The following is a 23019-nucleotide window of genomic DNA, read 5'->3' on the forward strand; positions in this document are numbered from 1 at the left end:
GTTCAGCCGATCAGGTTCGCCAGCTTCAGCAGCGCCAGCAGCAGCATCCACAGTACGACCGAGCGCCACACCAGGCCGACCACGCTGCCCAGGTGGCCCAGCTGTGGCGGCAGGCCAGGCGTGGAGCCGGTGGCGTCGGCCGCATCGGTCTCGGCAGCGCCAGCAGAGAAGCTCATCGACCGGTCGGGCGTGACGCCCGGTGCGGTCGCGCCCCCCAGCTGCACACCCACGGCGCCCGCCGCAGCGGCCAGGATGATGCCTTCGTTGGCCCGCTTCCACAGCTCGGCATCGCGCCGCCAACCGGCGACGGCTTCCTCGAAGTTGCCAACGACTGCAAAGCCGAAGGCCGTCAGCCGCGCCGGCACGTGGTCGATCAGGCTGAACAGCTGCTGCGACAGGTCGCGCAAGCCTTCGTTGACCGCCAGGCCCAGCGAGCGGCTCTCGTAGGTCCAGTAGCGGCTGGCGAACTCGGCCATGCGGTAGGCCACAGCACCCGCCGGACCCAGGCCCAGTGCGGAGAACACCACGTAGCAGAAGAACACGCCGAACACGTGACGGTGCGCGGCCAGCAGCGAATGCTCGATCACGTGGCGCAGCAGTTCGGTGCGCGGCAGTTCGCTGGCGTCCAGGTGGCGCCATTCGGCCAGCAGCCGGCGCGCCTGGTCCTCGTCGCCGCGCTCCAGCGCTTCGCGGATGTCGGTGAAGAAGTGGCTGAACTGGCGGAAGCCCAGCGTCAGGTAGAGCATGGTCACGTCGAAGGCCAACGCCAGCATGAAGCTGATGTAGCGCGCCAACACCCAGTGCAGGCCGGCAGCCAGCGCGGCCGGCAGGATCACGGTGACAAACCAGACGACCTTGGCATGGTGCGGCTTGCCGGCGTCGAAATTGCGCCCGGCCCACCGCACCCACGAAGCCAACGCGTCATGGACCCAGTTGTCCCGAGGCAGGGGTTTGATCTGCTCGAGCAGCAACGCAAGGAGAACGGCGAAAAAGCTCATCGCCGAGCATGATAACCACCGGCCGTATGTTTCCCGTCGCGGCAGCAGTCGGAATCTACCGGCGGGGTCAGACGACGAGCAAGTGGTAGAGGTTGCGCAACATTGCCGCGGTCGCGCCCCAGATGAAGTATTCCTCTCCACCCGGTGACCGCCAGGGCATGGACAGGAACTGGCGCTGCACGCCGCCGTTGTCGAAGCTGTGGTGCTGGTGATGGGCCGGCGTCATCAGGAAAGCCAGCGGCACCTCGAAAGCTGCCGCCACCTCGAAGGCGTCCAGCTGCAGCGTGTGGTCGGGCGAGACCAGCGCCACGACGGGCGTGACCTGGAATCGCGTCACGGTGGCATACACCGGCAGCCGCGCAATGACTTCCAGCTCGTTTGCCAGCAGCCCGATTTCCTCTTGCGCCTCGCGCAGCGCAGTGGCGACCACGTCGGCATCGCTGGGCTCCTGCCTGCCGCCGGGGAAGCTGATCTGGCCAGCGTGGGAGCGCAGATGCGCGGTGCGCCGCGTCAGCAGCACCTGCAGGCCGTCCGGGCGCTGCACCAACGGCACCAGCACCGAAGCGGCGGCAGGACTGCGCTCAGGCATGAAATCCGGCCTGGGACCGTCGCCTTGCAGGAAGGGCGTGGTGTGTGCCCTGGCGGCCAGATGCTGGCGCAGCCAGGCCGGTTGCAGGCGCTCTGGAGGCACTGGCGGCAGGTCGGCGTCGCTGCGCGTCACCGGGCAGGCACTGGGGTCCAGGATGGCCGTGGGCCGGGACAAGGTCGCCGAAGGCTCGGCTGGCGAGACGGTCGCCGGGGGCTGGGATTCGGTCACCCGGGAAGCTTACGTCAGAAAAAAACAAAAGCCGCTCGACGGCGGCTTTTGTGTGTGCGGTGCTGGACCGCAGGCAGCCGAGGGCTGCAGCTGAGCAATGCTCAGGAAAGCTTCTCTTTGATGCGTGCCGACTTGCCCGAACGCTGGCGCAGGTAGTACAGCTTCGCGCGGCGGACGTCGCCGCGGCGCTTCACTTCGATCGACGCGATCAGCGGGCTGTACAGCTGGAACGTGCGTTCCACGCCTTCGCCGCTGGAGATCTTGCGCACGATGAAGCTGGAGTTCAGGCCGCGGTTGCGCTTGGCAATCACGACGCCTTCGTAGGCCTGCACGCGCTTGCGGGTGCCTTCGACGACGTTCACGCTGACGATCACGGTGTCGCCAGGGGCGAACACCGGAATGGTCTTGTTCAGGCGAGCAATTTCTTCTTGCTCAAGGGTTTGGATCAGGTCCACAGGGTTCTCCAAAGGATCATGCCGGCGCGGTTGGTGTGTGGCGCATCGAAGCCGCCCGCAACAGGAAAAGGCCCCTGTTGCTTGTCAATTTCGCCCGGCAGAGGATCGAAAAGCCTTTGATCATAGCACAAGCGTTGCCAGGAACCGCTCATCTGCCTTGGACAGGCGCCCAGCCGCCCTGGCTGCAGCAATCAGGTCCGGCCGGCGCCGTGCCGTCAGCTGCAGCGATTGCTCGCGCCGCCATTGGGCGATCTGCGCATGGTGGCCTGACAGCAGCACCGGCGGCACCGGCAGGCTGTTGCCCTCCGGGGTGCTCAACTGCTCAGGCCGGCTGTAGTGCGGACAGTCCAGCAGGCCATCTTCGAAGCTGTCCTGCTCATGCGAGCGCGCATCCGACAGCACGCCGGCCTGCAGGCGCGCAATGCCATCCAGCAGCGCCAGCGCAGGCAATTCCCCGCCGGACAGCACAAAGTCGCCCAGGCTCAGCTCCAGGTCCACGTGGCGGTCCAGGAAACGCTGGTCAATGCCTTCGTAGCGGCCGCACAGCAGCACGGCGCCAGCGCCGCCGGCCATCTCGCGCAGCAAGGCCTGGTCGATCTTGCGGCCGGTCGGGCTGAAGTGGATCACCGGCGCCGCGCCGGCCTGCGCACGCACCGCCGCCAGGGCCCGCTCCAACGGCTCGACCAGCATCACCATGCCGGGGCCTCCGCCATAGGGCCGGTCGTCGACGCGGCGGTAGTTGTCGTCGGCAAAGTCACGCAGCGGCCAGAGGCGCACATCCACCTGGCCCGACTCAAATGCGCGGCGCGTGATGCCCTGCTGCAGGAACGGGCCGAACAGGTCGGGGAACAGCGTGATGACGTCGAACCGCATGCAGGCTCCGGCGCGAAGAAAGAGACGCAGCGCTTGGCGGCTGCGCCAGCGGCCTCAGTAGTCCAGGCCCCAGTCGACCGTGATGCGGCGACCGGGCAGGTCCACGTTGTCGATGAAGGCGGCGACGAACGGGACCAGGCGCTCGGCCTCGTCGGGTTTCATCTCGGGCGTCGCGTCGTCACGCCGAATGCGCAGCACGCAATGCGGCCCGGTTTCGATCAGGTCGGAAACGACGCCGAGCGATTCGCCTTCGCGGTTGACGACGTTCAGGCCAATCAGGTCGATCCAGTAGAACTCGTCGCTGTCGGCCGTGGGGAAATTGCTGCGCGAGACAAACACCCTGGCGCCGCGCAAGGCCTCTGCCGCATTGCGATCCAGCACTTCCTGGGCCTGGGCGACCACCACGTCACCCTGCTCCTTGGCGTGGGTGATCTTCAGCAGCGAGGGCAAAGGCGTGACCGCAGCAGCTGTCACCTTCGCGGGCTTGGCCGCAGCGGCGGCCGAAGCCAGCTTGCTGGCAGCCTTGCCTACCGGCGGCACACCCGTGGGGCGGCGCGCCGTTTCCGCGGCAGGTTTCAGGAACCAGCGGCGGGAGGAAAACAGGGCCTGGGGATCGGCGGAAAAAGGCTGGACCTTGAACCCGCCCTTGATGCCCCAGGCGTCGAGGATGCGACCGACTTCGATGGCATCCTCGGGCCAGGCGACCGCGTCCGAGAGGTCTTGAGACGGCATCGGACTCATGCGTTCGCCGGCAACGGCCATCAGGCCGCGACGACCTTGGCCTTGGCCGTGGACAGCAGACGCGTCACGGTTTCCGAGGCTTGGGCGCCGGTGCCTTGCCAGTAGGCCACGCGGTCGAGGGCGACGCGCAGGCCCTCTTCGCTTTCCTTGGCCATCGGGTTGTAGAACCCGACGCGCTCGATGAAGCGGCCGTCACGGCGGACGCGCGAATCAGCGACGACGATGTTGTAGAACGGGCGCTTCTTGGAGCCGCCACGAGCAAGACGAATCACGACCATTTGTCGTTCCTTCAGGATCAAAAATAAGGTCGACCGTTTGCCCAGGAGACACCGCAAGACAAAGCTGGCCATCTGCCGCACACGATGGTGTTTCACCCGAAACCCCTCGCCAACGTGCGGCACGTTGCATGTTTTTCCGGCCCCGTAGATACGCCGTGCATCCCGCGTTGTGCGCCCCCCTGGAGTTGCCAGAACAAGCGCGCGCCAAGACGTCGACCGTGACCGAAACATGAGATTATAAGCGGCTGAACAGAAACATCCAAGTTGCCATGTCCGAGCCTTCATCTGCCCGCCTGTTGATCCGCCCGAGCACCGACGCCGACCTGCCCCAGATCACCGCGATCTACGCCGAGGCTGTGCTGAACGGCACCGGCACCTTCGAGCTGGAAGTGCAGGACGAAGCCGAGATGGGCAAGCGCCGGGCTGACGTGCTGGGCAAGGGACTGCCCTGGCTGGTGGCAGAGCGCGGCGCGCAGGTGCTGGGCTATGCCTACGCCAACCACTTCCGGCCGCGCCGCGCCTACCGCTTCTGCGTCGAGGATTCGATCTACCTGCACCCGGACGCCCGCGGCCAGGGCCTGGGCTCGCTGCTGCTGGCCGAGTTGATGGCGCGCTGCCAGGCGCTGGGCGCACGGCAGATGGTCGCGGTGATCGGTGACAGCCAGAACCTGGGTTCGGTCGGCGTGCACCGCCGCGCTGGCTTCGAGCACACCGGGCTGCTGAAAAGCGCAGGCTGGAAGTTCGAACGCTGGCTGGACGTGGTGATGATGCAAAAAGCCCTGGGCAACGGCGACAGCCTGCCCCCGGCGGCCGGCCAATGAGCACCGCGCCGCTGCGCCAGCCCCGGTCCAAGACACTGGCGACCTGGCTGGCCGTGGCCGGCGGCGCGCTTGGCGCCCAGCGGTTCTACCTCTACGGCCACAAGGACTGGCTGGCATGGCTGCACCCGTGGCCTACCCTGGTCGGCCTGGCTGGCGTGGTGCGCATGCGCAACCTGGGCCAGGACGACATGCTGTCCTGGGTGCTGATCCCTTTCCTGGGACTGATGCTCTCATGGGGCATGGTCAGCGCCATCGTCATCGGGCTGACGCCGGACGAGCGCTGGGCTGGGCGGCATGGCGCCGGTCAACCCATGCAGGCCACCGCCTGGGGACCTGTGCTGGGCGTGATCGTCGCGCTGCTGATTGGCGGGGCGGTGCTGATGGGCACGATCGCCTTTGGCGGACAGAAATTCTTCGAGTGGCAACAACTGCAGGCCGAGGCCGAGGCCAGCAAGTAAAAAGGCCCGCCGAAGCGAGCCACTTGATGCTGAGCTGCCGATTCAGAACAGCGACATGCTGAGCCAGTAGAACATGCCGGCCACGAAGGCCGCGGCAGGGATCGTGAAGATCCAGGCCCAGACAATGTTGCTGGCCAGGCCCCAGCGTACCGCCGACGGGCTGCGCACCGAACCTACGCCGACGATGGCACCGGTGATGGTGTGGGTGGTCGACACCGGGATGCCGAGCGCTGTGGCAATGAACAGCGTCACCGCGCCACCCGTCTCGGCACAGAAGCCGCCGACCGGCTTCAGCTTGGTCAGCCGCTGACCCATGGTCTTGACGATGCGCCAGCCGCCGAACATGGTGCCAGCGCCAATGGCGATGTAGCAGCAGAAGATCACCCAGGTCGGCGGGGCGCTGGCGTCGCTCGCCATGTAGCCGCCGGCCACCAGCAGCATCCAGATGATGCCGATGGTCTTCTGTGCATCGTTGCCGCCGTGGCCCAGCGAATACAGCCCGGCCGAAACCAGTTGCAGGCGGCGGAACCATCGGTCGACCTTGATCGGTGAGGTTCGCCTGAAGATCCAGGCAACGGCCACCATCATCAGGGAGCCGAACAGGTAGCCCAGCAGCGGCGAGACGAAGATGAACAGCACCGTCTTCAGGATGCCACCCGCAATCAGCTTGCTGACACCGGCCTTGGCCATCACCGCACCCATGATGCCGCCGATCAGCGCGTGCGAGCTGGACGACGGAATGCCGTACCACCAGGTGATCACGTTCCAGGTGATGGCGCCGATCAGTGCGCCGAACACCACGTGGTGGTCCACCACGCCGGGCTCGACGATGCCCTTGCCGATCATGCTGGCCACCTTCAGCTGGAAGATGCCGATGGCCACCACGTTGAAGAAGGCCGCGAACAACACCGCCTGCTGCGGCTTGAGCACGCCGGTGGAAACGACGGTGGCAATGGAATTCGCCGCGTCATGGAAGCCGTTCATGAAGTCGAACAGCAGTGCCAGGATCACCAGCAAGCCGACGACCCACAGCGCTATCGAAACCGATGCCATGCGAACTGCGCCTCGCCGTTCAGGAGTTCTCGAGGACGATGCCCTCGATCAGGTTGGCCACGTCTTCGCAGCGGTCGGAGATGGTCTCCAGGTGCTCGTAGATGGCCTTCATCTTGATCAGTTCGCGGGTGTCCTGCTCCTCGCGGAACAGGCGTGACATCGCGCTGCGCATCACCCGGTCGGCGTCCGACTCCAGGCGGTCGATTTCCTCGCAGGTCTTCAGCGCGGCCTCGGTCACCTCGGCCTGGTTCAGCCTGGGCAGCAGCGTCACCGCATGCTGGACGCGCTCGCAGCACTTCAGCGAAATCTCACCCAGCCGGCGCACGTCCTCGTTGACTCGCTGCACGTCGTACAGCGCCATCACCTCGCAGGAGTCCTGCATCAGGTCGATGATGTCGTCCATCGCATTGATCAGGCTGTGGATCTGCTCGCGGTCGATCGGCGTGATGAAGGTGCGGTGCAGCAGCCGGTTGACCTCGGTCGTGACCTTGTCGGCGGCATGCTCGTTGGCATCCACCTCGCCCGCGTATTTCTCGCGCAGATCCGGCGTGTCGTAGTACTGGATCATGGCCAGGAAGGCGCGCGCACCTTCGGCGATGTACTTGCCGTGTTCGTTGAACAGCTCGAAGAAGTTGCCGTCCTGGGGCAACAGCTTGCCGAAAATCATCCGGATCTCCTGATGGGTGCGCGGGGTTCGCAGCCGCCCGGCAGCAGGCCCGATGAATGGGCAGCCGGCGCGACAAAACGCCACGGTGCAGCGGTGATGCGGCGCCGGCTGACTTGCCCGCACCCTGCCCGCCTGCCGTGGCGTCACGAAAACTTCACCGATTTGTCATCGGCGAGTCAAAACGCGCATTGTAGTAAACCCGCGCTTACAGTGTTGCCTCGGCATCACCAACCGCAGATTGCTCAGCATCTGGATCACGCGGTCACATCCTTGTTCATGCGCTCAATGGCCTGGTCTGCCACCCCGGGCAACCAATCGGCCAGCAGCCCAAGGCCAGGCAGGCGCAAACCGGGTGCCAATTCGGCCAGGGGCAGCAGCACGAAGGCGCGCAGGTGCAGCCGCGGGTGCGGCAGCGTCAGCAGCGGGTCGGTCAGCACTTGTTCACCATGCAGCAGCAGGTCCAGGTCCAGCGTGCGCGGCGCGTTGCGGTAGGCACGCTCGCGGCCAGCCAACTGCTCCAGGGCCTGCAACTCGGCCAGCAGCGCACCCGGCGCCAGCGTGGTGTCCAGTTCGGCCACGGCGTTGACGTAGTCAGGTCCGGTCGCGTCGACCGGCGCACTGCGGTAGAACGACGAGGCACGCAGCCCTTGCACGCCCGGCAATGCCGCCAGGCGTTGCAAGGCGAGGCTCAGCTGGCCGCGGGCATCACCCAGGTTGGCACCCAGGCCCACATAGGCGCGCGCTGGCTCAGGCCTCACCACCGCCACCACCGCCCGCCTCGCCACTGCGCGCGCCAGTCCGGGCGCCGGAAGGCTTGCGACGGCGGCGGCGCTTCTTGCGCGGCGCGTCGCCGGTGCCGGGCTCTGCCGGCTCTAGCTCGTCTGATTCGTCCTCGCCCGGCTCATCCGAAGCCTCGGCTGGCGTGCTGCCTTCCGCCTGATCGCCAGGGGCGCGGCGCGGCTTGGCAGCGCGGCGCGGCCGCGGCGCATCGCGCATGGCGTCCACCAGCGCCTCGCGCTCGGCGTCGTTGCCCAGCGAGAAGTCCTCCCACCACTCGGCCAGATCAACCGCGGCTTCGCCCACGTCGGCGCGCAGGCGCAGGAAGTCGAACCCGGCACGGAAGCGCGGCTGCTCGACCAGCCCGTAGGCCTGGGCGCCGGTGCGGCGCTCGAAGCGAGGCTGCATCATCCAGATCTCGCGCATGTCGGTCGCCAGCTTGCCGCGGCCGGAAATGTCGCCAATGCGGGCGTCGAACACCGCGTCGATGGCCTGGGACAGCGCCGGCATCGGGTGTTCGCCTGCGTCGCGCAGCCGGGTCCAGTTTTCCTGCACGTCGTGCCAGAGCATGCAGGCCAGCATGAAGCTCGGCGCCACGGCCTTGCCTTCGGCGACGCGGCGGTCGGTGTCCTTCAGCGCCAGGTGCACGAATTTCTCGCGCGGGCTGCCGGCGGTCGCGTGGGTCAGCACCGCGTCCAGCACCGGGAACAGGCCGCGGTCCAGGCCCTGCGCCTTCAGCTGCGCCAGGCTGTCCAGCGCGTGGCCCGTCTGCAGCAGCTTGATCATCTCGTCGAACATGCGCGAGGCCGGCACGTTGGCCAGCGTCGCGGCCATCGCCTTCAGCGGTTTCTGCGTCTTGGCCTCGATCGTGAAGCCCAGCTTGGCGGCAAATCGCACCACGCGCAGGATGCGCACCGGGTCTTCGCGGTAGCGGGTTTCCGGGTCTCCGATCATGCGCAGCACCCGCGCCTGCGAGTCCTTGATGCCGCCGTGGTAGTCGATCACGATGCGCGTGGACGGGTCGTAATACATCGCGTTGACGGTGAAGTCGCGCCGCGCGGCATCCTCGATCTGCGGTCCCCAGACGTTGTCGCGCAGCACCCGGCCGCTGGCATCCACCACATGGCTCTTGCCGGCCATTTCGTCGCGCGAGGTCTTCTCGTTGCCCTCGACCTGCTCGGCGGCGCTGTTGTCCATGTAGGCGCGGAAGGTCGAGACTTCGATGACCTCGTGGTCGCGCCCCCGGCCATGGATCACGTGCACGATGCGAAAGCGCCGGCCGATGATGAAGGCGCGGCGGAACAGGCCCTTGACCTGCTCGGGGGTGGCGTTGGTCGCCACGTCGAAGTCCTTGGGCCGGCGGTTGACCATCAGGTCGCGCACCGCGCCGCCAACGATGTAGGCCTCGTAACCGGCCTGCTGCAGCGTGGTGACGACGCGCACCGCGCGCTCGTCCAGCAGCGAAGCGTCGATGCCATGCTCGCTTTCCGGCACCTCGGTGCGCTTGCCCAGCGGAATGCCGCCGGTCTTGGCGGGCTTGGCCGCCTTGGCCGAGCCGTCTGCCGGCTTGCCCAGCAGCTTGTCAATGAATTTGCGGATCATGGGGTCTCGAATAGATTCAGGATGCGCCAGCCGCGTTCGCGGGCAATCGCGGCCAGCGCGGGCGTGGGGTTGGTGGCCACCGGCGTGCTCACACGCTCCAGCAGCGGCAGGTCATTGGTGGAATCGCTGTAGAACAGCACCTCGTCGAATTCCTGCCAGGCGCGGCCCAGCTCGGTCAGCCAGGCATCCACGCGGGTCACCTTGCCTTCGCGGAAGGTTGGCACGCCGTGCACCCTGCCGGTCACGCGGCCCTGCGCATCGCGCTCCAGCTCGACGGCCAGCAGGTGCTCGACGCCAAATGCGGTGGCAATCGGCCGGGTCACGAATTCATTGGTGGCGGTGACCACGGCGACCAGATCACCCGCATCGATGTGCCCCTGCACCAGTTCACGCGCCGCAGGGTGCAGCACCGGCTCGATCACGTCCTGCATGAAGCGCGCGCGCATCGCCTCGGCCTCGGCCGTGGGCCGCTCACGCCAGGCGGCAGTCGCAAAGTCCAGGTAGTCGGCCAGCACCAGCGTGCCGGCCTGGTACTGGGCGTAAAAGCCGTCGTTGCGGCGGCGCCAGGCATCGCCGTCAACCCAGCCGACGTTCACCATGTACTCGCCAAAAGCGTGGTCGGAATCGTTGGGCAGCAGCGTGCCGTCGAGGTCAAAAAGCGCGAGTTTCATCGGGGAACAGGTCCAGCGAAGCGGGGTCCGGGTCAGGTTGAGCGGTGATCGTGACCGGCTGCGAGCGCTGCCCGGGCTCCTCGGCCAGCATTTTCTTCAGCAGCGGCACGGTCAAGCCCCGGCCTTCCGCGAGCGAGAAACGGTCCAGCCGGATCAGCAAGGCCATCAGCGAGCCGAGTTCGCGCGAAAAATGGGTCAGCAGGTAGTCCAGCACCTCGGTGGAAAGCGCCAAGCCACGGTGACGGGCCTCGCGGACCAGCACCTCGCGCACGCCGTCGTCGCCCAGCGGCTGCAGCGCAAACACCGGCCCCCAGCCGAAACGGGTGCGCAAATCTTCGCGCACCGGCAGGTCGACCGGCGGCAGCCGGCCAGCGGAAGCCATTTGCACACCGTGCGTGGCCGCTTCGACGAACAACGTGAAGGCGGCATGCTGGCGTGCCGCATCCAGCCGCTCGGCGCCATCGATCAGGATCAGCGACCAGCCTTCATCGAAGGTCCAGGGCAAGGCATGGTCGGCGTCGAACCAGCCGCTGCGACCACCCTGGGCGTGCACCTGGTGCGCCAGCGCTGAAAGCAAATGCGTCTTGCCGCTGCCGGCCGGGCCGCACAGGTAGACCGGCGGCCCCGGCAGCACCAGGTCACGCATGGCCTGCGCTGCCAGGCCGTTGTCGCCGGGCACGAAGTTCTGGAAATCGGGTTCGGCCTCCAGGCCGATGGCCAGCGGCATCTGCTTCATGCGCGGCCCGCCGCAGCACGCAACCAGGCATCGCCGCCAGCCAGCGGCCGGCCGCGCAACGCGAAAAGTTCTGCGGAGCGGTTCATGGTGAGAACGGAAGGAAGGCCTGCTGCACGAGCAGTGCGGCCGGGCGCCGGATTGTAGGACGGACGCCAACACGCGCCGCCAGCCGCATGCTTCAGTGCAACAACGGGCGCGGGCTGCCGCGCAAGGCCTCGACCCGCGCCTCCAGCGCTGGCACGTCCGGCGCTGCCGGGCAATGCTGAAGATAGGCCACCAGGTCGCTCAGCGCGGCGCCGGCCTGCCCCAGCTCGGCGTAGACCAGGCCACGGTCACGCCGCTCTTCCCATTGCTCTGGCAGCAGGCAGACCAGGCGCTGCTGCACCGCCAGCAGCGCCACCCAGTCCTCGGACTGACGGTGGATGGCCTTCAGGTTGCCCAGCATGCGGGCCAGCATGTCGCGGGGCGCCGCGGCCTGCAGGAACAGGCCCAACGGCGTCTCGAACTCGCCAATCAGGCCTTGCTGCTGGACAAAGGGCTCCAGGCGCTCCTCCAGCTCCTCGCGCGACAGCGATCGGCCGTTGATCGGGTCCAGGATGACCTCACCCGCCGGCATGCGCAGCTTGACCAGGAAATGCCCGGGGAAGGAAATGCCACGCGCCTGCAGGCCGATCTGCTCGGCCAGCTCGATGAAGATCAGCGCCAGCGAAATGGGTATGCCGCGCCGCGTGACCAGCACACGGTGCACGTAGCTGTTGTCCGGGTCGTAGAAATGGTTGGCGTTGGCGCCAAAACCGAGCTCATTGAAGAAATAGCGGTTCAGCACCCGCAGCCGGTGCAGCGGCGCGGCATCGCCGGGCAGGCGGCGGCGCAGTTGCTCGCCCAGCCGGTCGATCTCGGCCAGCACGGCCTGCACGTCCAGGGCAGGATGCGCGTCCTGCCCGAGCAGGATGGCCGCTTCCAGCAGCGCGAATTCATCGTCCCGGGTCACCAGTGCCGAGAAATAGTCCAGCGCACTTTGGGGCACGAGGCTCAGGGGCACACTCATGCCGCGGAGTGTAGGCCGAAGCGGCCAGCGCGGGTTTGCAAATTGCCGCGCGGCGTCGGCCTCAAGTCCGTCGCAGGAACTGCTTCAGCGGCAGACCGGCCAGGCGCAAGGCGCCGAAATACAGCAGCGCGCCCACGCTGATCACGCCGGCCAACAGCCCTGCCCGCTGACCCGCGTGAGCCTGCAGGTCCAGCCACCCAACCGCCTGCGCACTCCAGCCCAGCCACAGCCCCAGCGCCAGATTGGCCGGCGCCAGCCGCGCCAGGTAGACCAGCCAGCCTGGCCCGGGGCTGTAAAGCCCGCGCTTTTGCAGGCCGACCATCAACCAGCCTGCATTGACCATGGCGCCCAGTCCGATCGACAAGGCCAGGCCGGCGTGGCCCAGCCAGGGCACGAAGATCGCATTCATCAGCTGGGTGCAGACCAGCACCATCACCGCAATGCGCACCGGCGTGCGCAAGTCCTGCTGGGCAAAAAAGCCGGGCGCCAGCACCTTCACACCCACCAGACCCAACAGGCCGCAGCCGTAGCCGCGCAATGCCAGCACCGTCATGTCCACCGCTTCGGGGCCGAACTTGCCGTAGTGAAACAGCACCGCCACCAGCGGCTTGGCAAAGACCAGCATCGCCACCGCGCACGGAGTGGCCAGCAGCATCATCAGCCGCAGCCCCCAGTCCAGCTGGGCCGAATACCCTGCGTGGTCACCACGCGCCCGCAGCGCCGACAAGCCGGGAATCAGCACCACGCCCAGCGCCACGCCCAACATGGCGGTGGGGAACTCCATCAGCCGATCGGCATAGAACAACCACGAGACAGCGCCAGGGCCGAGATGCGAGGCGATCTGGGTGTTGACCAGCAGCGACACCTGCGCAACCGACACACCCAGCAGTGCTGGCGCCATCTGCTTGAGCACCCGGTGCACGCCCGGGTGCCGCCACGCGGCGCGCAGCGCACCCGGCAGCACACCAATGCGCGGCAGGGCGCCAATGCGCGCCAGCGCCGGGATCTGCACCGCCAGCTGCAGCACGCCACCCAGCAGCACGCCGGCCGACAGCGCATGGATGGGCTCAATGTGGTGCGCCTTGAGCACCGGCGTCAGCCCCAGCGAGCAGCCGATCATCGCGACGTTCAACAGCACTGGCGTGGCCGCCGGCAGCGCGAAGTTCTTCCAGGTGTTCAGCACACCGGCCGAAAGCGCCACCAGCGACATGAAGCCGATGTACGGGAACATCCAGCGTGTCATCACCACCGCCAGATCGAATTCCTGCAGCCCGGCGCCAAACAACCAGACCACTGCCGGCGCCGCCAGCACGCCAACGACGCAGGTCGCCACCAGCACCCACAGCAGCACGGTGCCGACCGCGTCGATCAGCCGGCGCGTGACCTCGTCGCCCTCGCGTTCGCGGGTGGCCGCCAAGATGGGCACGAAGGCCGCGGAAAAAGCGCCCTCGCCGAACAGGCGGCGCAGCAGATTGGGTATGCGGAACGCAACGTTGAAGGCATCGGTCACCGCGCCGGCGCCAAAACTCGCGGCAATCAACTGGTCCCGGACCAGCCCGGTGATGCGGGACAACAAGGTCCAAAGCGAGACAGTGGACGCAGCCTTCAACAGATTCATGGGAGGGCCGGCACCTGGGTGCCGGCAGCAGGCGAAACCGCGAATTATGGGGGAGCCTGCAGCGCAAGCGGGCGCCAGCTTGCCTTGTGTAGGAGATATCAGCTATACTCGACAGTCTTTCCCCACCTGGAAAACCATACAGCATGGCCACCTCCTCCAAAGCCAAGAAGCGCACCGTGCGCCTGGCCTCGGGCCGCAAGCGCGCCCGCCAGGACGTTCACCTGAACGCCGCGAACACTTCGCTGCGCTCCAAGTTCCGCACCTCCGTCAAGAGCGTCCTGAAGGCTGTTGCCACCGGCGACAAGGCACAGGCTGCCGAAACCTTCAAGACCGCCCAAAGCGTGATCGACTCGATCGCTGACAAGGGCATCTTCCACAAGAACAAGGCAGCTCGTCACAAGAGCCGCCTGGCAGCCAAAGTCAAGGCGCTCGCCGCCTGACGCAACCTCCAGGTGGAAAGTGAAAAGCCCCGCATCGCGGGGCTTTTTTCATGGCCGGGTGACTTTGGCGATCAGGCCTTCTTCTCGCCGCCGGCTGCCGGCGCCTCGGGCAGGAGGCACGCATCGGTGACCTGCAGATTGTTGTCGCGGGCAAAGTTCATCACGAAGTCCCAGGCCATCGGCTCGATGTCCTTCAGCGCCTCGTTGACGATCACGCACTTCACGCCGTTGATCACTCGCGGCACGCAATACGGCGAATAGCCGATGAAGGCGCCAATGCCGGCCTTGCTGCCGCCGGGGCGGAAGCAGGACATCGCGCCTGCCAGCCGCTCCGCCCAGTCACTGGGGCGAAACGTGCGGCCTTCCATGGTGAGACCCTGGATGAACACTTCGCGCGGCTTGGACAATGACATGGGTGACGTGGCGGGACGCCGGCCGGCAAGGCCGGTCTGCAGTTTTGACAACGACGTTCGCGCCTCGACGCGGGCTCAACGCCTGCTCGGCAACCGGTAGCGGCTGGCGCGAACAGCGTATTGTGCCTTGCGGGTGCTGCGATGCAGCATGCAAGGATTTGCGATGAGCAGCGCAGGCCGACCAGAAGCCCTGGACGGCCTCCGGCACGGCGTCTGCCGCCCACCTTTCAGCCCTGTTTTCGGCACGGCAGCCAAAGGCTTGAGAAGCGATGGCATGCCCCATGCCGGCCTTTAGAATTCACCCCGGGGCAGCCTGTGATCGACAAGACACAGCCGCCCTTTGTTTTCTCCACTTCTTCCTTTGCTCATACCGACCCGGAGCCTGCCCATGTCCGCCCCCATGCCCCATGTGATGAACACCTACGGCCGACTGCCCATTGCGCTGTCGCACGGCCGAGGCTGCACCGTCTGGGACACCGAGGGCCGACGCTACCTGGACGCGCTGGGCGGCATTGCCGTCAACACGCTGGGCCACAACCACCCGGTGCTGGTACCCGCGCTGCAGGACCAGCTCACCAAGCTGATCCACACCAGCAACTACTATCAGACCCCGCTGCAGGAAAAGCTTGCCGAACTGCTCTGCGAGCGCGCCCAGATGTCGGCCGCGTTCTTCTGCTCCACCGGCCTGGAAGCCAACGAGGGCGCACTGAAAATCGCCCGCAAATTCGGCCATGACCGCGGCGTGGACCGGCCCGAGATCATCGTCTTCGACAAGTCCTTCCACGGCCGCTCGATTGCCACCTTGTCGGCCACCGGCAACCCCAAGATCCAGGCAGGATTCGGCCCGCTGGTCGAAGGCTTCGTGCGCCTGCCGCTGAACGACGTGGACGCGCTGCACAGTGCCGCCGCCACGCATCCGAACGTCGTCGCGGTGCTGGTCGAGCCCATCCAGGGCGAAGGCGGCATCGTGCCGGCACGGCTGGACTACCTGCGCGAGCTGCGCGCGCTGTGTGACGCGAACAACTGGCTGCTGATGTTCGACGAAGTGCAGAGCGGCTTCGGCCGCACCGGCAAGTGGTTTGCCCACCAGTGGGCCGGCATCAAGCCGGACGTGATGCAACTGGCCAAGGGCCTGGGCTCTGGCGTGCCGGTCGGCGCAATCCTGGTCGGCCCCAAGGCCAAGGACGTGCTGGGCCCGGGCAACCACGGCAGCACCTTCGGCGGCAACCCGCTGGCCATGCGCGCCGGCATCGAAACCATTGGCGTGATGGAAGCCGACGGCCTGCTGGCGCATGCCGCCGAGGTAGGAGGCCGCCTGAAGCAGGCCTTCGAGCGCGAACTGGGCAGCCTGCCGGGCGTCAAGGAAATCCGCGGCCATGGGCTGATGATCGGCATCGAGCTGGACCGCCCTTGCGGCGTGCTGCTGGGCCGCGCGGCCGAAGCCGGGCTGCTGATCAGCGTGACGGCCGACAGCGTGGTGCGCCTGCTGCCGCCGCTGATCCTGAGCACGGCCGAAGCCGACGAGATCGTCGGCCTGCTGGTGCCGCTGATCAAGGCCTTCCTCGCGGAACCCTCCGCATGAAACCGGGTTTCAGCCTCATGAAGCACTACCTGCAGTTCAAGGACTTTCGGGCCGAGGAATACGCCTACCTGTTCGAACGCGCCCGCGTCATCAAGCAGCGTTTCAAGAACTACGAGCGCTACCAGCCGCTGACCGACCGCACGCTGGCGATGATCTTCGAGAAGGCCAGCACGCGCACCCGCGTCAGCTTCGAAGCCGGCATGTACCAGATGGGTGGCTCCGTCGTGCACCTGACCACCGGCGACAGCCAGCTGGGCCGCGCCGAGCCGATCGAGGACTCGGCCCGCGTGATCAGCCGCATGGTCGACATCGTGATGATCCGCACCTTCGAGCAGACCAAGATCGAGCGCTTCGCCGCGCACTCGCGGGTGCCGGTCATCAACGGCCTGACCAACGAATTCCACCCCTGCCAGATCCTGGCCGACCTGCTGACTTACCTCGAAAACCGGGCGCCGGTGCATGCCCGCGGCTATGACCTGGACTGCCTGAAGGGCAAGGTCGTGGCCTGGGTGGGCGATGGCAACAACATGGCCAACACCTGGCTGCAGGCCGCCGAGATCCTGGGCTTCACGGTGCACGTGAGCACACCCAGCGGCTACGAGGTCGACCCGAAGGTGGCCGGAATCAACCGCAGCGACTGCTACAAGGTCTTCAAGGACCCATTGGAAGCCTGCCGCGGCGCCCACCTGGTCACCACCGATGTGTGGACCAGCATGGGCTACGAGGCCGAAAACGCCGAACGCCTGAAGGCCTTTGCCGACTGGTGCGTGGACGCCGAGATGATGGCCGTGGCCCAGCCCGGCGCCCTCTTCATGCATTGCCTGCCGGCGCACCGTGGCGAAGAGGTCAGCGCCGAGGTGATCGACGGGCCGCAGTCGGTCGTCTGGGACGAAGCCGAGAACCGCATGCACGTGCAGAAGGCGCTCATGGAGTACCTCTTGCTCGGGCGCATCGGCTGAGGCTCAGCGCTTCCCTGCAACCCCTTTGCCCCCTTCGCCCCCTTCGCCCCCTTTGCAAGAGGCCGACCCGGCCGCGCCGCCTGTGACTGCCGGGTTGCCGCCAACCTGAGGCGCCGCCGTTGCGGCAGGCGTTCTGGTTGGTGTCGATGCGCACCTCGGCGTTCTGGTAGTAGCCTGCACCGGTGACCACGCTGGCCCCTGGCCAAACGTGACCGACAATCGCCCCGCCCTTTCCCGTCCCGTCCTGCACTGCCCATCCCGATGAAACTGGCCCTGGTAACAGACCTGCACGCCAACCGCGAAGCGGTACAGGCCGTGCTGGACCATGCCGCAGCGCAAGGCGCCGAGCGCTATGCCTTCCTCGGCGACTACGTCGGCTACGGAGCCGACCCGGGCTGGGTCATCGACACGGTGCGCGAATACGTGGCCAATGGCGCGATCGCAGTGGGCGGCAACCACGACTCGGGTGTGGCCGACGTGATCTCGCCGTCGATGCGCCCCGAAGCGCGCCAGGTCGTGGAGTGGACCCGCTCGCAGCTGGACGACGCGCAGATCGGTTTCCTCAAGCGGCTGCCGCTGTCCGTCACCGAGGGCGACATGCTGTTCGTGCATGCCAATGCGTTTGCACCGGCCGAGTGGGAGTACATCCAGGGCCGCATCGAGGCCGTGCGCAGCCTGCATGCCACGACCTGCCACTACACCTTCTGCGGCCACATGCACGAGCCCAAGCTGTTCCACCTTTCAGGCACCGGCAAGGCGGGCGACTTCATCCCTTCGCCCGGCGTGCCCATTCCCATTCCGCCGCTGCGCCAGTGGCTGATCGTGCCGGGCTCGGCCGGCCAGCCGCGCGACGGCAACCCAGCTGCCTGCTACGCGATCTTCGACACCACCGAGCAGACGCTGACCTTCCAGCGCGTGCCCTATGACCACGAAATGACCGGCGACAAGATCCGCGCCGCCGGTCTGCCCGAGCGCCTGGCAGAGCGCCTGGCGCAAGGCCACTGAACCCGCCGGCGGGCCTGGATGGAAAGCACTGCCTCCTTCAAGGGACCCAGCCGCTACCGCGGCGCTGACGCCCACGGCTCGGCGCTGCGCATCGGCCAGGTGATCGATGGCTTCCGGCTGGAGGAACGCCTGCACCAGGGCGGCATGGCCAGCCTGTGGCGGGTGACCCGGGTGGGGGCCGACGCGCTGCCGGTGGCCGACTGCACCATGCCTCTGATCATGAAGGTGCCGCGCATCAAGGGCGGCGAGGACCCGGCCGCCATCGTCGGCTTCGAGGTCGAGCGAATGATCATGCCGACGCTCTCCGGCCCGCACGTGCCGAAGTTCGTCGCCAAGGGTGATTTCACCCGCCAGCCGCACATCGTGATGGAGCACATCCCCGGCGCCACGCTGCGCCCGCGGCTGGACAGCGCGCCGCTGGCCATCCTGGAAGTGGTGGACCTGGGCGAGCGGGTGGCCAGCGCTTTGCACGAGCTGCACCGCCAGCACGTGGTGCACCTGGACATCAAGCCCAGCAACATCCTGTTCCGCGAGGACGGTACCGCCGTGCTGATCGACTTCGGCCTGTCGCGCCACGATCAGCTGCCGGACCTGCTGGACGAGGAATTCACGCTGCCGATGGGCACCGGGCCCTACATGTCGCCCGAGCAGGTGCAGTTCGTGCGCAACGACCCGCGCAGCGACATCTTCGCGCTGGGCGTGATGCTCTACCACTTCACCACCGGTGAGCGGCCGTTTGGTGCGCCGAACACGGTGCGTGGCCTGCGCAAGCGGCTGTATTTCGACCCGGTGCCGCCGCGCGCCATCCGTGCCGACTGCCCGCCGTGGCTGCAGGAAGTCATCCTGAAGTGCCTGGAGGTCAACCCGGACCACCGCTACCAGACGGCCGCGCTGCTGGCGCTGGACCTGCAGAACCCCGGCCAGGTGCCGCTGGGGCCGCGCTCGGAGCGCATGCAGCGCAGCAGCGCCTACACCCGCTTCAAGCGCTGGTTCTTCGCGCTGGGCTCGGAGCCTGACAGCCGTGGCGTCAGCGCCAGCGAAATGGTGCACAAGAGCCCCATCATCGTCGCCGCGGTCGACGTGGAGAACGCCTCGTCGCACCTGCTGGACGAGTTGCGAGAAACCGTGCGCCGCATCGTGCAGACCGAGCCGGGCGCGCGCCTGGCCTGCGTCAGCGTGATGCGCACCGCGCGCATGGGCATGGACGAGCTGGTCGACAAGGCCGGCCAGAGCGTGCACGTCAAGCAGCTGATCAACCTGAAGCACTGGGCCCGGCCGATCAGCAAGGCGCTGGACCTGGAAGAAGGCCGGCTGACCTACCACGTGCTGGAGGCGCCGGACGAGGCCAACGCCATCATCGAATTCGCCCGCCGCAACCAGGTCGACCACGTGGTGCTGGGCGCGCGCGGCCAGTCGGCACTGCGGCGCTACCTGGGCAGCGTGTCCTCGCAAGTGGTGGCCGAGTGCGAATGCACCGTCACCGTGGTGCGGGCCAATGCACCGGCACCGTCCTCTTCGCCGGAAGACGCCCCGGCCGCACCGGCCAGCAGCGCCGCCACGACCACGCCACCACCCGAGCCCGCCCCTGCGCCATGAGTCCCTCTGCGTCAACCCGCCGCACGCGGGCCGAGCGCCAGGCCGCTCCCAAGCCGGCCCGCATTCCCTCGTCGGCCGAGGGGCAGTCATGAACCCGTGCGTGCGCTGCGGTGCCTGCTGCGCGAGCTTCCGTGTCGACTTTGCCCGCGCGGAGCTGGACAGCGAAGGCGGTCGAGTGCCGGACGGCTTGGCGGTCGAAGTCACAGCCCACACCTGCCGCATGCGTGGCACCGACCATGCGCAGCCGCGCTGCGCAGCGCTGACCGGCAAAGTCGGCCAGGACGCGCGCTGCGGCATCTACGAATGGCGGCCATCGCCGTGCCGGGAGTTCGGCATGCTGGCACCACTGGGCCTCGGCGACGAGGCTTGCGCCCGCGCACGCCTGCGACACGGCCTGCAGCCGCTGCCCTGAGCGCTAGCTTTTGCCGGCCGCGGCCTGTGGCGCCGTGCGCACGCCAAACACTTCCTTCAGGAAGATGAAGTCCGGCGCCGCTTCGCCTTTCGGGTGCGCCGCCGCGGTGCGCTGCAGCCGGTAGCAGCTGTGGTACTCGGGCTGCAGCCCGCCCAGCCATTCCAGCGCAAAGCTGTTGTCCTGCGCCAGCAGGCGGCCGTCGCGGTCCTTCACCTGAAGGCTCAATGCGGTCAGTGACGTGAGGCTCTGCGGCCAGTCGGTGGGCAGCGACATGCGGCGCCAGCCGACCACGTAGTCCGCATCGTCTGGCGCCTGCCCGGGTGACAGGCTCGCGCGCTGCGTGCTCGCCACCGCCAGCGTCTTCAGCACCGCGCGCGGCGGCAGCAGCACGTTGTCGTCCGGTTCGCTCAGGCCCCGGGTGTCCAGCAGCAGCCGGGCAGTGGGCGCCTTCAGCGGCAGCGCGGCGGGCGACGGCAGTTCCGCCGCCAGCGCCTGGCAACGCGCCTGCAATGCCGGCCACAGCGCCAGCCAGGTGGCTTCACGCTGCGCCTGCAGCAGGTCGTTGCGGTCGCCCACCACGTTGCGCGCCATGCGCGCCGCGAAAAATGCGCCGCAGCCGCTCAGCCCCAGGCTCGCCACAAGCGCCGCCGCCCCTGCACACAGGAGCCCCGAAGATCCAAACCTCATGCCGACACCGCGCCGCCAGAAACCGAAGACCGGCGACTGTCGCACGAATCGTGCGCGACCCGGGCCTGCGGCGCGGTAACTGCCGGTAGCGCAGCGCGCCCAGGCCATCACCACCTACGCCAGCCTCGTGGGTGCGCTGGTGCTGGCGCGCGCGGTGGACGACCCGGCGCTGTCTGCCGAAGTGCTGCAGACGGTACCGCCTGGCCTTGCTGAAGGCAGACAGCGCCTGAGAACCCCGGGCCTACGCCCCGGATTTCTCGTTGCTGTTGGAAATAACCGACACCACGGCGCATCATGCGGCGATAACTTTCGCCGCCATGCCTGAAGCCTCCTACCCGCCCCCCCGCCCGGCGCTGCGCGAGCGTCGGCTGTGGGACATCTCCCCGCCGGTGCACACCGGCGCACCGGTCTTCCCCGGCGACACGCCTTACCAACAGCAATGGGCCGCGACGCTGGGCCCCGGCTGCCCGGTCAATGTCGCGACGCTGACGCTCTCGCCACACGTCGGCGCACATGCCGATGCACCGCTGCACTACAGCCCGGAAGGCGTGACCGCCGGCCTGGTGGACCTGGCCCCCTACCTCGGCCCCTGCCGCGTGATCCACGCGATCGGCGTCGGCCCGCTGGTGCGCGTCGAGCACCTGCGGCACGCCGTGGCCGGCCTGCCGCCGCGCGTCCTGGTGCGCACCTACCAGCGCATGCCGCAGGACCGCTTCGACACCGCCCTGCCCGCCTTCGCGCCCGAGACGCTGAGCTGGCTGGCCGACCTCGGCGTTCGCCTGGTCGGCATCGACTCGGCCAGCGTGGACCCGGCCGACAGCAAGACGCTGGACAGCCACCAGGTGCTGCGCCAGCGCGACCTGCGGGTGCTGGAAAACCTGGTGCTGGACGAGGTGGCCGAAGGCGACTACGAGCTGATCGCCCTGCCACTCAAGCTGATCCAGGCAGATGCCTCCCCGGTGCGCGCCGTGCTGCGCGAACTCTGATTGAGATTCCTGTTTTCCGTTGAGACTGCCGATGTCCGAAATCCTGACCCGACAAGACTGCCTGGCGCTGGACGCAGCCGACCCGCTGCGCGAACTGCGCAACCAGTTCACGCTGCCCGAAGGCGTGATCTACCTGGACGGCAACTCGCTGGGCGCGCTGCCCGCGGCCACCCCCGCCCGCGTGGCTGCAGCGATCCAGCAGGAATGGGGCAAAGGCTTGATCCGCAGCTGGAACAGCGCCGGCTGGATCGCCCAGCCGCAGCGCCTGGGTGACAAGATCGCCCGGCTGGTCGGTGCGGCGCCTGGTGAGCTGGTCGTCGCCGACTCGACCTCGGTCAACCTCTACAAGGTGCTGAGCGCGGCCCTGTCGATTGCCAAGGCCGACACACCCGAGCGCAAGGTCATCCTGTCCGACCGGGAGAACTTCCCGACCGACCTCTATATCGCCCAGTCCCTCTGCGCCCAGCACGGGTTGACGCTGGAGCTGACCAGCGCTGCCGAACTCCAAACGCGGCTGGCCGGGAGGGCCGACATCGCAGTGCTGATGTGGACCCAGGTCAACTACCGCAGCGGCCAGATGCTGGACATGGCCCGCGTCACCGCACTGGCCCATGCCGCTGGCGCGCTGGTCATCTGGGACCTGGCGCACTCGGCCGGCGCGGTGCCGGTGGACCTGAACGGCGCGCAAGCCGATTTCGCAATCGGCTGCGGATACAAGTACCTCAATGGCGGGCCTGGCGCACCCGCCTTCGCCTGGGCGCACCCCCGACATGCGGACCGCTTCTGGCAGCCCCTCTCGGGCTGGATGGGCCACGCCGCGCCATTTCGCTTCGACACCGACTACCGGCCAGCCCAGGGCGTGTCGCGCTACCTCTGCGGCACGCCGGCGGTGCTGGCGATGAGCGCGCTGGAATGCGGCATCGACACGCTGCTGGCCGCCGAGCCGCTGGGCGGCATGGCCGCGCTGCGCGCCAAGTCGCTTCAGCTCTCGCGGCTGTTCATCGATCAGGTGCGGCAACGCTGCGCTGCACACGCACTGCCGCTGGCCTCGCCATTGGACGATGCGCAGCGCGGCAGCCAGGTCTCGCTGGCCCACAACGAAGGCGGCTACGCGGTGATGGCCGCACTGATCGAACGCGGCGTGATCGGCGACTTCCGTGCCGGCGCCAGCAGCGAAGCGGAGCCCGACCTGCTGCGCTTTGGCTTCACGCCTCTGTACACGCGTTTCGTCGACGTGTTCGACGCCGTCACCGCGCTGGCCGAAGTGCTGGACAGCGGCGAATGGCGCCAGGCGCGTTTCAACCAACGCGCGGCGGTGACCTGAGC

At 67.7% G+C, this 23019-nt stretch carries 26 protein-coding genes; 10 read left to right on the forward strand and 16 right to left on the reverse strand.

Going from position 1 to position 23019, the window contains the following annotated elements; all coding sequences use genetic code 11:
- Positions 1–2: 2 nt before the first annotated feature.
- The 6 genes from AC3WR5_RS11320 to rpsP form a co-directional block, all read right to left on the reverse strand.
- Positions 3–998: a CobD/CbiB family protein gene (locus AC3WR5_RS11320; RefSeq protein ID WP_492484379.1), complete on the reverse strand. Its 996-nt coding sequence runs from the start codon at positions 996–998 to the stop codon at positions 3–5.
- Positions 999–1065: 67 nt separating this feature from the next.
- A complete protein-coding gene (locus AC3WR5_RS11325; RefSeq protein WP_492484597.1) occupies positions 1066–1761 on the reverse strand; it encodes a CoA pyrophosphatase in 696 nt (231 codons plus the stop codon).
- 155 nt (positions 1762–1916) lie between these two features.
- A complete protein-coding gene (gene rplS, locus AC3WR5_RS11330; protein WP_141287537.1) occupies positions 1917–2270 on the reverse strand; it encodes a 50S ribosomal protein L19 in 354 nt (117 codons plus the stop codon).
- Positions 2271–2390: 120 nt separating this feature from the next.
- Positions 2391–3143 carry a tRNA (guanosine(37)-N1)-methyltransferase TrmD gene (trmD, locus tag AC3WR5_RS11335; protein WP_492484381.1) on the reverse strand — a complete coding sequence of 251 codons (753 nt, stop codon included), beginning with the start codon at positions 3141–3143 and terminating at the stop codon, positions 2391–2393.
- 54 nt (positions 3144–3197) lie between these two features.
- Entirely contained in the window at positions 3198–3884 is a 687-nt protein-coding gene (rimM, locus tag AC3WR5_RS11340; RefSeq protein WP_492484383.1) for a ribosome maturation factor RimM, read from the reverse strand.
- Positions 3885–3904: 20 nt separating this feature from the next.
- Positions 3905–4162: a 30S ribosomal protein S16 gene (gene rpsP, locus AC3WR5_RS11345; protein ID WP_492484599.1), complete on the reverse strand. Its 258-nt coding sequence runs from the start codon at positions 4160–4162 to the stop codon at positions 3905–3907.
- A gap of 269 nt (positions 4163–4431) precedes the next feature.
- On the opposite strand from rpsP, the gene AC3WR5_RS11350 reads away from it, so the two are divergent.
- Both AC3WR5_RS11350 and AC3WR5_RS11355 read left to right on the forward strand, forming a co-directional pair.
- A complete protein-coding gene (locus AC3WR5_RS11350; protein ID WP_492484385.1) occupies positions 4432–4983 on the forward strand; it encodes a GNAT family N-acetyltransferase in 552 nt (183 codons plus the stop codon).
- The gene (locus tag AC3WR5_RS11355; protein ID WP_492484387.1) at positions 4980–5441 is read left to right on the forward strand and encodes a hypothetical protein; all 462 of its coding nucleotides are present in this window, start codon (positions 4980–4982) and stop codon (positions 5439–5441) included. The genes AC3WR5_RS11350 and AC3WR5_RS11355 overlap by 4 nt, the downstream gene beginning before the upstream one ends.
- Before the next feature lie 42 nt (positions 5442–5483).
- Here AC3WR5_RS11355 and AC3WR5_RS11360 read toward each other — a convergent pair whose 3' ends face one another.
- The 8 genes from AC3WR5_RS11360 to murJ all read right to left on the reverse strand — a co-directional run bounded on the left by AC3WR5_RS11360 (position 5484) and on the right by murJ (position 13613).
- Positions 5484–6494, reverse strand: a complete 1011-nt coding sequence (locus AC3WR5_RS11360; RefSeq protein WP_141287534.1) for an inorganic phosphate transporter — start codon at positions 6492–6494, stop codon at positions 5484–5486.
- Between the two features lie 19 nt (positions 6495–6513).
- A complete protein-coding gene (locus tag AC3WR5_RS11365; RefSeq protein WP_141287535.1) occupies positions 6514–7161 on the reverse strand; it encodes a DUF47 domain-containing protein in 648 nt (215 codons plus the stop codon).
- A gap of 254 nt (positions 7162–7415) precedes the next feature.
- A complete protein-coding gene (folK, locus tag AC3WR5_RS11370) occupies positions 7416–7919 on the reverse strand; it encodes a 2-amino-4-hydroxy-6-hydroxymethyldihydropteridine diphosphokinase (RefSeq protein WP_492484390.1) in 504 nt (167 codons plus the stop codon).
- The gene (pcnB, locus tag AC3WR5_RS11375) at positions 7909–9540 is read right to left on the reverse strand and encodes a polynucleotide adenylyltransferase PcnB (protein WP_492484392.1); all 1632 of its coding nucleotides are present in this window, start codon (positions 9538–9540) and stop codon (positions 7909–7911) included. Before pcnB ends, folK begins: the two co-directional genes overlap by 11 nt.
- A complete protein-coding gene (locus AC3WR5_RS11380; RefSeq protein ID WP_141287407.1) occupies positions 9537–10211 on the reverse strand; it encodes a histidinol-phosphatase in 675 nt (224 codons plus the stop codon). The genes pcnB and AC3WR5_RS11380 overlap by 4 nt, the downstream gene beginning before the upstream one ends.
- Entirely contained in the window at positions 10192–10947 is a 756-nt protein-coding gene (hda, locus tag AC3WR5_RS11385; RefSeq protein WP_492484394.1) for a DnaA regulatory inactivator Hda, read from the reverse strand. Before hda ends, AC3WR5_RS11380 begins: the two co-directional genes overlap by 20 nt.
- A 178-nt stretch (positions 10948–11125) precedes the next feature.
- Positions 11126–11995 (reverse strand): SirB1 family protein, encoded by an 870-nt coding sequence (locus AC3WR5_RS11390; protein WP_141287405.1) that lies wholly within the window; start codon positions 11993–11995, stop codon positions 11126–11128.
- Positions 11996–12056: 61 nt separating this feature from the next.
- On the reverse strand, positions 12057–13613 hold the full coding sequence (gene murJ / locus AC3WR5_RS11395; RefSeq protein WP_492484396.1) for a murein biosynthesis integral membrane protein MurJ: 1557 nt from the start codon (positions 13611–13613) through the stop codon (positions 12057–12059).
- Between the two features lie 143 nt (positions 13614–13756).
- On the opposite strand from murJ, the gene rpsT reads away from it, so the two are divergent.
- Positions 13757–14053: a 30S ribosomal protein S20 gene (gene rpsT, locus AC3WR5_RS11400; RefSeq protein ID WP_141287403.1), complete on the forward strand. Its 297-nt coding sequence runs from the start codon at positions 13757–13759 to the stop codon at positions 14051–14053.
- A 71-nt stretch (positions 14054–14124) separates the two neighbouring features.
- Here rpsT and AC3WR5_RS11405 read toward each other — a convergent pair whose 3' ends face one another.
- Entirely contained in the window at positions 14125–14466 is a 342-nt protein-coding gene (locus AC3WR5_RS11405) for a DUF3579 domain-containing protein (RefSeq protein ID WP_141287402.1), read from the reverse strand.
- Between the two features lie 388 nt (positions 14467–14854).
- On the opposite strand from AC3WR5_RS11405, the gene AC3WR5_RS11410 reads away from it, so the two are divergent.
- From AC3WR5_RS11410 to AC3WR5_RS11430, 5 genes are all read left to right on the forward strand, one after another.
- On the forward strand, positions 14855–16048 hold the full coding sequence (locus AC3WR5_RS11410) for an aspartate aminotransferase family protein (protein WP_492484399.1): 1194 nt from the start codon (positions 14855–14857) through the stop codon (positions 16046–16048).
- Positions 16045–17007, forward strand: a complete 963-nt coding sequence (gene argF, locus AC3WR5_RS11415; RefSeq protein WP_492484401.1) for an ornithine carbamoyltransferase — start codon at positions 16045–16047, stop codon at positions 17005–17007. Before AC3WR5_RS11410 ends, argF begins: the two co-directional genes overlap by 4 nt.
- Positions 17008–17268: 261 nt before the next feature.
- Positions 17269–18012, forward strand: coding sequence for a metallophosphoesterase family protein (locus AC3WR5_RS11420; protein ID WP_141287399.1), 744 nt, complete (start codon positions 17269–17271; stop codon positions 18010–18012).
- An 18-nt stretch (positions 18013–18030) separates the two neighbouring features.
- On the forward strand, positions 18031–19608 hold the full coding sequence (locus AC3WR5_RS11425) for a serine/threonine protein kinase (RefSeq protein WP_492484403.1): 1578 nt from the start codon (positions 18031–18033) through the stop codon (positions 19606–19608).
- Positions 19609–19696: 88 nt separating this feature from the next.
- Entirely contained in the window at positions 19697–20020 is a 324-nt protein-coding gene (locus AC3WR5_RS11430; protein WP_492484405.1) for a YkgJ family cysteine cluster protein, read from the forward strand.
- Positions 20021–20023: 3 nt separating this feature from the next.
- Here AC3WR5_RS11430 and AC3WR5_RS11435 read toward each other — a convergent pair whose 3' ends face one another.
- A complete protein-coding gene (locus AC3WR5_RS11435) occupies positions 20024–20611 on the reverse strand; it encodes a hypothetical protein (protein ID WP_231011332.1) in 588 nt (195 codons plus the stop codon).
- 413 nt (positions 20612–21024) lie between these two features.
- On the opposite strand from AC3WR5_RS11435, the gene kynB reads away from it, so the two are divergent.
- Both kynB and kynU read left to right on the forward strand, forming a co-directional pair.
- Positions 21025–21693 carry an arylformamidase gene (gene kynB / locus AC3WR5_RS11440; RefSeq protein WP_492484407.1) on the forward strand — a complete coding sequence of 223 codons (669 nt, stop codon included), beginning with the start codon at positions 21025–21027 and terminating at the stop codon, positions 21691–21693.
- Between the two features lie 31 nt (positions 21694–21724).
- Positions 21725–23017: a kynureninase gene (gene kynU / locus AC3WR5_RS11445; protein WP_492484409.1), complete on the forward strand. Its 1293-nt coding sequence runs from the start codon at positions 21725–21727 to the stop codon at positions 23015–23017.
- Positions 23018–23019: the final 2 nt, after the last annotated feature.

The organism is Ideonella sp. FW305-24, assembly GCF_058788035.1.